The sequence below is a fragment of the Gimesia sp. genome, from assembly GCF_048262075.1.
Classification (GTDB): domain Bacteria; phylum Planctomycetota; class Planctomycetia; order Planctomycetales; family Planctomycetaceae; genus Gimesia.
On sequence record NZ_JBLXFK010000017.1, the window covers coordinates 107,813 to 119,556 of the forward strand.

9 protein-coding genes are annotated in these 11,744 nt (G+C 52.1%); 7 read left to right on the forward strand and 2 right to left on the reverse strand.

Annotation, left to right across the window (positions count from 1 at the left end):
• The first annotated feature begins 11 nt into the window (after window positions 1-11).
• The 6 genes from ACN0YH_RS24695 (at window position 12) to mgtE (ending at window position 7,756) form a co-directional block, all read left to right on the forward strand.
• Window positions 12-533 (forward strand): hypothetical protein, encoded by a 522-nt coding sequence (locus ACN0YH_RS24695; protein WP_417382265.1) that lies wholly within the window; start codon window positions 12-14, stop codon window positions 531-533.
• Window positions 534-602: 69 nt separating this feature from the next.
• Window positions 603-2,303, forward strand: coding sequence for a flagellar hook-associated protein FlgK (flgK, locus tag ACN0YH_RS24700; RefSeq protein WP_417382266.1), 1,701 nt, complete (start codon window positions 603-605; stop codon window positions 2,301-2,303).
• A gap of 61 nt (window positions 2,304-2,364) precedes the next feature.
• Entirely contained in the window at window positions 2,365-4,626 is a 2,262-nt protein-coding gene (gene flgL / locus ACN0YH_RS24705; protein ID WP_417382267.1) for a flagellar hook-associated protein FlgL, read from the forward strand.
• 429 nt (window positions 4,627-5,055) lie between these two features.
• A complete protein-coding gene (rplM, locus tag ACN0YH_RS24710) occupies window positions 5,056-5,523 on the forward strand; it encodes a 50S ribosomal protein L13 (RefSeq protein WP_417382272.1) in 468 nt (155 codons plus the stop codon).
• 288 nt (window positions 5,524-5,811) lie between these two features.
• The gene (rpsI, locus tag ACN0YH_RS24715) at window positions 5,812-6,198 is read left to right on the forward strand and encodes a 30S ribosomal protein S9 (RefSeq protein ID WP_417382273.1); all 387 of its coding nucleotides are present in this window, start codon (window positions 5,812-5,814) and stop codon (window positions 6,196-6,198) included.
• 172 nt (window positions 6,199-6,370) lie between these two features.
• Window positions 6,371-7,756, forward strand: a complete 1,386-nt coding sequence (gene mgtE, locus ACN0YH_RS24720; protein WP_417382268.1) for a magnesium transporter — start codon at window positions 6,371-6,373, stop codon at window positions 7,754-7,756.
• Window positions 7,757-7,867: 111 nt separating this feature from the next.
• Here mgtE and ACN0YH_RS24725 read toward each other — a convergent pair whose 3' ends face one another.
• Entirely contained in the window at window positions 7,868-9,718 is a 1,851-nt protein-coding gene (locus tag ACN0YH_RS24725) for a MutS-related protein (protein WP_417382269.1), read from the reverse strand.
• Between the two features lie 161 nt (window positions 9,719-9,879).
• Between ACN0YH_RS24725 and ACN0YH_RS24730 the strand changes: the two genes are divergently transcribed.
• Complete coding sequence (locus ACN0YH_RS24730) at window positions 9,880-10,779, forward strand: amidohydrolase family protein (RefSeq protein WP_417382270.1); 900 nt, start codon at window positions 9,880-9,882, stop codon at window positions 10,777-10,779.
• Window positions 10,780-10,785: 6 nt separating this feature from the next.
• Here ACN0YH_RS24730 and ACN0YH_RS24735 read toward each other — a convergent pair whose 3' ends face one another.
• Window positions 10,786-11,739 carry an IS110 family transposase gene (locus tag ACN0YH_RS24735; protein ID WP_417382274.1) on the reverse strand — a complete coding sequence of 318 codons (954 nt, stop codon included), beginning with the start codon at window positions 11,737-11,739 and terminating at the stop codon, window positions 10,786-10,788.
• Between the last annotated feature and the right edge of the window lie 5 nt (window positions 11,740-11,744).

Here is an 11,744-nt window from a genome sequence, read left to right on the forward strand (position 1 = left end):
AGGGGGCTCCTATGCATGAAGCACAAAGTGCGTCTGCACAGACGCAGCATCGGCAGTTACTCAGCCAGTTATCAGGGATCCTGCGTGATCTGGAACCCGTGCAAAACCAGTTGCTGGAACTGTATCAGAAGAAATCTCAGGCGCTCAGGCAGACCGATGTGAAACTCATCGACGAATGCGGTGTCATCGAAGAGGAACTCACGCGCGATCTGCAGTTTGTTCTGCTCAGGCGACAACAGCTTCTGCAGGCCGCCGAGCAGCAGGGACTGCCTGCCGACTCACTGCATACACTGCTGTTGAAACTGGATGTCCCTGAAGCGGAGCCTCTCTTTCAGAAAATTGAAGCAGCCCAGCAGCGATCAAAAAAGCTGCGGCATGAAACCTGGGTTCAGTGGATCGTCTCCACACGCTCTTATCAGCATTACTCACAGGTGCTGGAACTGATTGCACACGCCGGCCAGAAAGTACCTACCTACTCTCGTGGTCAAAATGAAAGCAGTACAGGGGGGGTGATTTTTGACGCATCGGCTTAATTCTTCACTGTAAGATATTCCAGCCGTCCGTTGTGTTGAAAACACGTCATTTACTACGGAAAAACTGTCATGGGACTTAACGCTACCCTATCAATGGCCAAGCAGTCGCTGGAAATATTCGGGACCGGGATCCAGGTCGCCGGTCAGAATATTTCCAATGCGGGTACGCCTGGCTACATCCGTGAAGAGCTGGTACTCAATCCGGCTGCCCCCTATCGACAAGGCGCACTGATTGTCGGCACCGGAGTGGAAATCTCCGGGATTCAGCAGCAGATCGATCAGTTCCTCGAGACACGCATCCATTCCGCGAATACCGATTTTTCTTCCATTGATGAACGAAATACGATCTTTAAGCAGTTGGAGAACGAATTACGGGAATTAACCAGCGGAGACCTCTCCACGGGGCTGAATGATTTTCTGTCAACGATCAATAATGTCGTCAATCAGCCCAACTCGATTCCCGATCGACAATTCGTCATCAACGAAGCAGAGAAATTTGCTGCCGATATCAGTTCGCTCCGTTTGCGGCTCAACGGGCTGCGTGAAGTTCAATCAGTGAATGTGGAAAACCTGGTGACAGAAGCCAATGAACTGATTGACCGAATCGTCGATTTGAATCCCAAGATCTCCAAGCTGGAATCATCGGGGTTACTGCAAAGTGATGCCGGTGCACTGCGTTCTCAACGTTATGATGCACTTAATCGACTGTCAGAGTTGATACCGATCCGCTATCGAGAACGCTCGGACGGCGCGATCGATCTCTTTACCGGTTCCGATTATCTGGTTCTGGCGGGAACCTCTCAAAAACTGGAATTAAGTACGGATACAGATCGCGGCGTGGTTGTACATGATGTTCTCTTAACCCAGACGCAGAGTAACATCTCTCGAACGGGAGGCGAGCTGAAAGGAATCATTGAGGGCCGTGATGACATCCTGGGGGGCTTCGTTGATCAACTTGATACGTATTCATCAAACCTGATTTTTGAATTTAATAAAATTCATGCCTCCGGTGAGGGAACGGCGGGATTTGCACAGGTGACCTCCGTTTCGCGGGCCCTGGATTCAACGGCAACGCTGAATTCGGAACTGTCCGGCTTACCCTTTCAGGCAAAGCATGGCAGCTTTCAGATGAAAGTTACTAATAAAACGACCGGGATTACCAATACCGTAACCATTAACGTGGACCTGGATGGTATTGGCGCCGATACGACTCTCGACAGCCTGGCGTCCTCCATCAATGGCGTGGCCAATCTCAATTCCAGTGTTTCCACAGACGGGCGACTGTCGATCAGCGCCGATGCAGATTACGAATTCAAATTTTCGAATGATACCAGCGGCGCTTTGGCCGCCATCGGTATCAATACCTTATTTACCGGCGGCGATTCCAGCGATATTGGCATCAATTCCGTCATCAGGCAGAATCAGCAGTTTCTGGCGACTGGCCAGGGAGGAGGCCCTTCGGATGGCAGCAATGCCGTGTTGCTGGCGGCTTTCTCTGAAACCTCCATCGAATCACTGGGAGGGATCAGTCTCGATGATTATTACGAAAAAATTGTATCCAATCTGGCGCAGTCTTCTGCGTCCGAAGGGGCACTCGCGGAAGGGGCACAGACTTTTCGTGATTCCCTCCAGAGTCAGCGTGAACAGTATTCCGGTGTCAGTATCGATGAAGAAACGATCAACGTGTTGAAATACCAGAGAGCGTTTCAGTCGGCAGCCCGTCTGGTCAGTACGATTGATGAATTATTTACGATTCTACTTAACATATGAAAGTTTGACTCTCCAGCGCTTTTAGTCTGTTTCAATTTCCTGTTTTTCGGTGTGATGCATCATGACAATTGGTCCCATATTGCCAGGTCGACTGCCTTCGAGTATGTTGTCGGAGCGGTTGAAAGTATCCCTGAATGACAATGCGCTGGAACTGGCTAAACTTCAACAACAGGTCGCTACCGGACAGCAGTTTTCGCTGGCCAGCGAATCTCCCGGAGCCGCCTTGCGGACGATCATTCTGCAGTCGACTTTCGAACGACAACAACAGTACCAGTCCAATATCAATACGAGCCTGAGCATACTCGCGATGAGCGAATCTTCGTTGAGCAGTGTCGGTGATGCGCTGAATTCGGCGAAAGCGATTTCGCTCTCAGGTGTGGGTACTACTTCAACCGACGCCGAACGTGTGGCGCTCGCCGATCAGATTGCCTCCCTGCGAACGCAGGTGATCAACGCCGGTAATACCACCTTTCGCGGGCAATATATTTTTTCCGGAAGTCAGACCAGTGTCGCGCCTTTCGAAGAACGCGCAAACGGTCAGGTGGTCTATCATGGTGATGATCATCAGATCCAGTCCTATATCAATACCCAGACGTTACTGCCTAATAACTTTGACGGCATCTCAACATTTGCTGCCAGCTCTCCGGAATTTGGAAGTGACATCAATCCCGCGTTGACACTGCAGACCCGCGTTTCTGATTTGAACGGGGGACGAGGCGTGAAACTCGGTTCGATCTCGGTGACTTTGGATAACGGGACCCCCCAATCAGAGACCGTGGATCTCTCCGGCGTGGAAACGCTACAGGATCTCAAAACGGTGCTGGAAAATGCCTTCGCCGGAGGCCCGCTCACTCTGACCGTGGATATTGACCCTGCCAGCGAGAGTGGTTTGAGGCTGACTCCCTCTGCCGGTACTGTCGCAGTTTCCAATGTCACCGGTTCCACGCTCGCGACAGATCTGGGAATCGCCAGTGCCGCCGTGGCTCAGGTGAACGGGGGGGACATTGATCCTGGGATCACGCTGCAGACCACATTGGCTTCACTCAACGGGGGCACCGGAATCGGTACCACGGTTGGCAATGGGCTGGTCATTAATAATGGAGGGCAGACCATAACCGTTGATCTCTCTACCGCGACCACGATCGAAGATGCCTTTAATCTGATTCGCACCGCTGATCCGGATCTTAATCTTGGCTTAAATGACGCCAGGAACGGATTGGCGATCTCCAGCCGGATCAGTGGAGCCGATTTCTCGATCGGTGAAAACAATGGCGGCTCGAATGCCGCCGGTCTGGGGATTGCCACTTTCTCTGCCAGTACATCCCTTTCGGAATTGAATTACGGGCGGGGCGTCGATGTGGATTCCGGTAAGCAGTTACAGATCATCCGCCGCGACGGGACCACGATTAATCTGGATATGAGTGGCACGAAAACTGTCCAGGATGTGATTGATCGTATCAATGATTTTGAAGACTTTGATGGAACAACACCGCTGGCTGATCTGAATCTGGGGCAGGGGGTTCCCGTCGGAGCCACCACTCTGGATATTACCCGCCGCGATGGCTCGGTGGTGAATGTGAACCTGGCCGGCGATGCAACGGTGCAGGATGTACTCGATTCGATCAATGCCGTCGATCCGGGCAATCTGGTCGCGAGTATCGACCCGAGTACCAATGCGTTCCAGATTACGGATAATTCAGGTACCGGGCCTTTGAGTATCGCCAGCAATGTTGTCTCAGATGCCCTGGGACTGGCAGTCACCGAAGGGGGAACTGATAACAGCGTACCGCTCCAGGGCAATTTTGTTCCCATTAAACTGCAGGTGACTCTGAATACAACCGGGAACGGCCTGACAATCTATGATGCTTCAGGTACGGGGCCCCTGGAAATTCCTGCGAACGAAATTGCCTATTCTCTGGGGATTGATGGAATTGAGTCCGGCACTGATCCACTCGTTGGCTTAGTGGGTGATGAACCGAATCCGAAAGAGTCTACAGGCGTGATCAGCCTGCTCTCTCGTCTGGAGAACGCGTTGAGGAACAGCGATGATCGGGAAATCGGACGGATTGGCGGTTTACTGGACAACGAAATTGCCCGCATGAACCGGGTTCGTGGAGACATCGGCAGCCGCATGAGCGTCCTGGAAGAGTCGAATAACCGACTCAAAGACCAGGAAGTTTACATTCAAGAATCAATTTCCAGCGAATTTGATACGGATCTGACCGAGGTGATCGTGGAAATTACACAGAGGCAGAACGCATTTCAGGCAAATCTGCAGATAACTTCTCAGGCCATGCAACTGACACTGCTTTCCTATCTGTAAAACAGCGTCTGTCTCGAAGGCCCAAGCTGCTGAACGGTGATGGTTAGACTGTGTCCCGTTTTACCGTAGCGTCTCCAGGGCTGTTTGGCCCGAGTATATTAGATTGCGAAACGCTCTGGTTAAATGTGATGCGCTCCAGCAACGATCCGTCGAACTGGTCAGCGGTGCTCTGAAAAGTCACTTTTCTCTGCTTTTTTGTGTTGCAGCACAGATTTCCGCCCTGCCAAAGTTGAAGATATAGATCAAAAAGGTTACTGTTATCCGCTCCCTTGCGGTTAGTATGCGCTCACATTACCGGCGTTTTTCAGACTGTGAGGCGGAATTCCCTCTATGAACTGACATGCATTTTTATAGTGCATATTGACATAAGTATTGAATATTATATCGTTTACGTTTGAGGAATAACCGGTGTCTACTACAAAAACCTTTATGGCAAATGCAAAGACTGTTAACCCTGAGTGGTTTGTTGTTGATGCAGATAATCTGATTGTGGGTCGGCTGGCCGCTAAAATTGCGACTGTTCTGATGGGCAAGCATAAGCCAACCTACACACCCCATGTGGATACCGGAGATTATGTGATTGTCGTAAACTGTGACAAGGTAAAGTTTTCCGGTAAGGAACTTGCCCACGACTCACACCCCTATTTCTCTCAGAAGATGCTGCGAAAGAGCTACGCGACTTACTCGGGTTATCCCAGTGGTCTGAAAGTAGTCACCGCTGAAAAGAAACTGGAACGGGGTCAGTCGACTCAGGTTCTCTCAGAAGCCGTTCGCCGCATGCTTCCCAAGAACAAATTGGGTCGCCAGATGCTGAAGAAACTCAAGCTCTACGCGGGTCCTACGCACGAACAGCAGTCACAACAACCTCAGGATATGCCAGCTTACCTGCTGCCTTAATCTGAACCGAAGCATACAAACTTCTATTTATCCCTTTTCAGAATAATAAGATAAGAGTAGTTAACCGTCATGGATAATGAGACTCCAGAAGAAGAAGTAACAACCGAAACGACTGAGCAGCAGACTCCGATTGAAGCTGAAACAGCGACTTCAGAAGAAGCGACCGCTGACTCAATGACAACGACATCCGGTGTGCCTGAGCTAACTCTGGGATCCGGTCTGCCTACTGAGACCGAGGAAGAGGAAGTTGTCAAACCAGAGCCTGTTATCCGAGGGAAACTGGATAAAATGGGTGTGGCTATGGGGACCGGACGTCGCAAAACTGCTGTCGCACGGGTTCGCATCAAAGCCGGTTCTGGAAGTCTGTCGATCAACGGTCTGGCACTGGATGAATATCTGAAAGTCGAACGGGACCGTCAGATGGTCGAAGCGCCTCTGAAAGCAACCGAGACCTTTGGCAAAGTTGATGTCTGGGTCCGGGTGACAGGCGGCGGAACCACTGGTCAGACCGGTGCCATTGTGCTCGGTATTGCCCGTGCTCTTGAAGCCTATAATAATCAGTTCCACGAAACATTGAGCGCCGGTCGATTCCTGACTCGTGACAGCCGTATGGTGGAACGCAAAAAGTTTGGATACAAAAAAGCACGCAAGAGCTTCCAGTTCTCAAAACGATGATCTGCGTGTGATCAATATCAAACAGCATCTGATTCTGTTGTTTGTATAAAATCATCAACACCCTGGCTGGCGCTGATTCCGGTCAGGGTGTTTTTTTACAGAGAAGCCGGCCAGGACGATGGGAGAGCGAGTTGCTCCCTCTTTCTGTCCGGTCTGATCAGAATACGGTTTGTTGAACTGGTCAACATCTCAGGCAAACGAGGCATTCCGCATGTACGGGCGATTGTTGCTACCTGAGCTTCAGGTACTGTTGAGTGAAAATGATAACGCAGGTGTCAAAGAGTTCTGTGAGGCACTCTATCCTGCCGTGACCGCGGAGATCCTGGCGGAACTCGAGAGCGAGAAGGTCTGGCGTGTACTCAGTTGCTGTGAAGCCCAGAAACAGGCTGAGATCTTTCAATTCCTGCCTCTGCCCCAACAGATCGAAATTGTCGGCGTGATCGAGCGGGGACCGCTTTCCAAACTGATCGAAGAGATGGCGCCCGACGACCGGGTCGACCTGCTGACGCGGATGGATGATGAGCATGTGGAAGAACTGCTGCCCCTGATCGCGCAAGCAGAACGCAGCGATATCCGTAAACTGCTTTCGTATCCGGAAGATAGTGCCGGTGCGATTATGACGACCGAATACGCGTCGTTGCCTGAAAATATTACGGTCGCTCAGGCGCTGGAACGGTTGCGTCAACAGGCGCCCGACAGTGAAATTATTTCCTATATCTACGTGGTAGACGAAGGCCGTCGCCTGCAGGGAATTGTCTCTTTGCGCGAACTGATCTTCGCCCGTCCGGCGCGTCCCCTTTCAGAAATTACCAACCGCGATGTGATTTCAGTGCGCGTCGACGATGATCAGGAGTTTGTCGCTCAGCAGATGGCCCGCTTTGACTTTGTCGCCATTCCGGTGGTGGATCATCAGAATCAGCTGGTGGGGATTGTGACCCACGATGATGCCATCGACATTATGCAGGAAGAAGCAACGGAAGACACCCATCGTCTGGCCGCAGTTGAGCCACTGGAAGACAGCTATCTTGCCACGCCATTAAAGACGGTTATTCAAAAACGCGTTGGCTGGCTGATTTTCCTGCTGGTGCCCTCCTTTCTGGCGGCGAAAGTGCTGGAGCACTTCGAAGGCGTTTCGGACAAGTTCGAATGGCTGGTCCTGTTTATCCCCCTGATCCTGGCGAGCGGCGGTAATGCCGGTTCTCAATCAGCCACGTTGATCATCCGGGCCATGGCGCTGGAGTCAAATATCCAGCGCGATGAATTACGGGCGCTGCTGCGGAAAGAACTTCAACTTGGGCTGCTGTTAGGGGGCATGCTGTCGGTGATCAGTTTCCTGGTTTCGTGGATGTTCACTTCGCAGTTGATGCAGGCAACGGTAGTCGGCCTGGCGGTATTTCTGGTGGTGTTAATGGGCATTTCCGCGGGGGGAATGCTGCCAATGGGTTTCCGCAAACTTGGCATGGACCCGGCTCTGATGTCGAATCCGTTCATCACCGCGCTGGTAGATATTCTCGGTCTGATCATCTATTTTCAGGTTGCGATCTACATGATCAGCTGAAAAATCATAATTACGCAGTCTGGAACGCATCGCATTTTAGCATAGCGTATGATGAACTGTTCTACTCGGTCCCCATGCTCCTGGAGACGCTACAGTAAAACGGGACACAGTCTAGTCCGTCGATTTCGGGGCCGGATTGGTGTCGAGTGCTTTCAGCTCAATGCCCATCATCTTCATCAGTTCCAAAGCATTACTGTGTTCCACAATCCCGGGGCGCATCCGGTAATCAAACGTCATTTTTCCGTCGATCAGCTGATCTTCAAAGTGGACGTTCTTTGCCTGCGATCCAAACAGGTCCGTGATCTCGGTGAGGGCCAGGTCGTGCGTGGTGACGATGCCGATACCACCCCGTTCAATCAGGGTTTCAATCACGCTTTGGGCACCGATCCGCCGATCATGCGAGTTGGTTCCCTGCAGGATTTCATCCAACAGAAACAGGACCGGCTCCGGTGCGTCTGCCAGATGCACGACCGCTGAAAGCCGCGCCACCGATTGATAAAACAGGGATGCTCCCTGTTGCAGCGAATCCTGGACACGCATCGCAGTGCCTGCCTGCATGGGGGTCACCGTCAGCCGGGCTGCCCGAACGGGAGCACCTGCCAGCGCCAGTACAAAATTGGTCCCCACCGTACGCATCAATGTGCTTTTGCCGGACATATTGGAGCCACTGATCATCAGCAGTCGGTGTTCTGAATTCAAGGTGACATCATTGCGAACCACCTGGTCCAGCGGAATCAGAGGATGTCCCAGTTCAACGCCTTCCAGTCGCGGACCACCGGCTGTATCAGCGATTTCCGGAAAAGGATCTTCCGGATGTTCGTAGGCATAACCGGCCAGTGAGCAGAGTGCCTCGAACTCGCCGACCGCCGCCAGCCATTCAGGACAATGTGGCCCCACGCGTTGCAGCCAGCGCTCGATGGCAAACATGTAATGGAAGGGAATTCCCAGCAGGATGGTCAACGGAGCAGAAAACTGATTGCGAAAACAGTTGTTCAACCCCTGAATGTTGCGTCTGAGTTGGGCAATACTCCGTGATGGTGGTACGCCATCGGTCTGGAGCGCGGTGATAATCGTGGTGAGATGCGGAGAATGAAACTCCCGCTGTTCAATCAGTGAGAGCACATCTGAAAGGACAGACAGCCCATTGCGAACTTCATCTGTCTGGTTCAACAGTTCGCGGATGCGTGAGCCAATACAGAATAACAGGCAGACCTGAATGATGATTGCGACACAGATCGGTGCGATGCCCGAGTAGGAGAGCAGCCAGCTGATGACCGCCAGCGCGGCGAAGACCCCAGTGATCATCGAGGCCCATTTCAGGCCGGCGGGAATTTGAATCAGCGGTTGTCGGACCCAGTCAGACAGGTGAGTCTGTTCAATCTCGCTGTGCTGTTCCGCCTCCAGCAGTTCAAGGGTTTCACGAAAATCCAGTTCGTTTCGCAGTTCCTCAACCGATTGTTGTCGCGCCTTGATTTCCTCGGCACTCGCGGGAGTCAGTAACCAGCGGGCCAGTGTCTCTTCGCCCAGCTTTGTGCGGGCAGAGCAGATCAGTTGAAACAGGGAGCCTCGTCCCAATAGATCCAGGTCACCGGCGTACATATGCTGCGGATCATAATATTCTTCACCCGCGGGCCGGACATCAATCCATTGATGGTTCAGGCGATCCAGGGCGGTCCGATAATAGGCTTCTGCCTGTCGTGCCCGCTTCAACTGACGAATACAGCGGGCATGTAAAATGATCAGAAAGATAAACGCCAGAATCGGGGCGGCAATCCATTTCAGGCTGAGTGCGCCCCAGACCGTTGCAGACAGCAGCACTACGATGCCAGCGATGAATACCAGGCCTCTTAAGGTGGAATAGCGATCGCTTTGTTTGACGAATGCCTGTACCTTGCCCGACCGGTCTTCAAGCCGCCGTTCATACTCGATTCGGGGATTCTGTTGAGTTGGGGAAGGTTGCATCGGACTGGTAAACTATCGAGAACGCTGACTGGTTAAAGCTCACTTCTAACCTATTGGCAGACGCAATACCAGCGTAAACAGAGGCGAATTCTGATTTGCAATGGGTCTGAAATCCGGGTAAAACAGGAGTTCCCTTTCTGTTCCCACTGGAGACTTCTCACATGGATTCGATCCCCGTTATCGACACGCATCAGCACCTCTGGGATTTAGACCTGTTCCAGCTTCCCTGGCTCGATTTACCCGGGATGGACGTCCTGCGAACCAGCTTCCGCATGGCCGATTATCGGGAAGCGACCCAAAATTGCCCCATCGCAAAATCGGTATACATGGAAGTGAATGTACACCCGGATCTGCAGCGTCAGGAAGCACAATACGTACTCACATTATGCGAGGCAGAAGATAATCCGATGTCCGGTGCCGTGATTGGTGGCTGTCCGGCTGAGAGCAGCTTTGCGAGCTATCTCGAAGAGTTTGCCGACAATCCGTTTGTGAAAGGAGTCAGAACGATCCTGCACGATCCCGATCGGCCGCGGGGCATGTGCCTGACACCGCAGTTCAAAGAAAATATCAGGCTGCTGGGAGATCGGGGCTTGAGTTTCGATCTGTGTATGCGACCGGCTGAAATTCAGGACGCCGTCGAACTGGTCGACGCCTGCCCGGAGACACGGTTCATCATCGATCATTGCGGCAACATGAGCGTACAGCCCGATCAGCAGCAGGACCGGTCGGACTGGGAACAGGGGATGCAGCGAATGGCTGACTGCGATCACGTGTTCTGCAAGATCTCCGGAATTATCGCGACCGCCACCAGGGGAGCCTGGCAGCCCGAGGACTTAAAACAGAACATCAACTTCTGCCTGGATACGTTCGGAGAAGACCGCGTCTTCTTCGGCGGCGACTGGCCCGTCTGCACGCTGACGGCCAACTTCGAAAGCTGGTATCAGGCGCTGAAGTGGATCGTGCAGGATCGGCCGGAAACCTTTCAACGAAAGCTGTTTCACGACAACGCGGCAGCCTTTTATCGCTTGGGTGCCTCAAAAAAGTGTCAGCGACTGTGTTAAAATCTGTCAAGAGGTAATCAGATTCTGATCCCAAGTCTGATTATTTTTCATCATCGAATTCAGGATGGTGAGAAACTTTCGCATGCAGGCTGTGATGGCGAGCTTCTTCGGTTTTCCTTTTTCCAATAAAGACAGATAAAATGCTTTGATGCGACTGTTCCAGCGCGTGGCCACTAATGTCGCCATGTAAAGGATACGCCGTAGTTGGCTTCTACCGGCACCTGTTCTACGTTGTCCTTTAAACTTGCCGCTGTCCCGAACCAGAGGAGCCAGGCCGACGAGCTTGGCGATCTGCTGCCGATTCAGTTTTCCGAGTTCAGGCAGCCCGGCAATCAGGTTCGCGGTTGTTGTCGGGCCAACGCCTTTGGCTGAGAGCAGGATTTTGGATTTCTCTTTCATGGCCTGGTCGGCTTCGATGACCTTCAGCATTTCGTTGTCCAGCATTTTGAGCTGTTTCTCGTAAAGCTGAATCGCCCGTTGAATCAAGGCTCGTATTTGTCGATCCTCGATTTGTTGCTGGCGATTGGATTCCTGGTTGATCATACTTTGAACCTGTTCTCGGCGGGTTGCCAGTAACTTAAGTTTCTCCCTGTTTTGATCAATTTTTCCCATCGTCCTCGGTTGCATCATCTGTCCAAACGAGGCAATGATCCTGGCGTCGATGGCATCGTTTTTCTCAAGCTTCCCACAGGCTCTGGCAAAGTCACGAATCAACTTCGGATTCACCACGGCACACGCAATCCCCTGACTCTGGAGATATTTGACGAGCTTCTTTTCATATCCGCCGGTGGCTTCCATGACGACGGTTGCCTTGAGCTTGACGATCTGCCGGGCGAGCAACTTGAGCGAATCATTCTGGTAAGCGATCTTTTGTTGCTGACCGTTTTTGGTAAAAAAGAGATCAAGAGAATCTTTAGAAATATCAACACCAGCGACCGAATTTGAAGAGGAGTCTTTCATCGAAT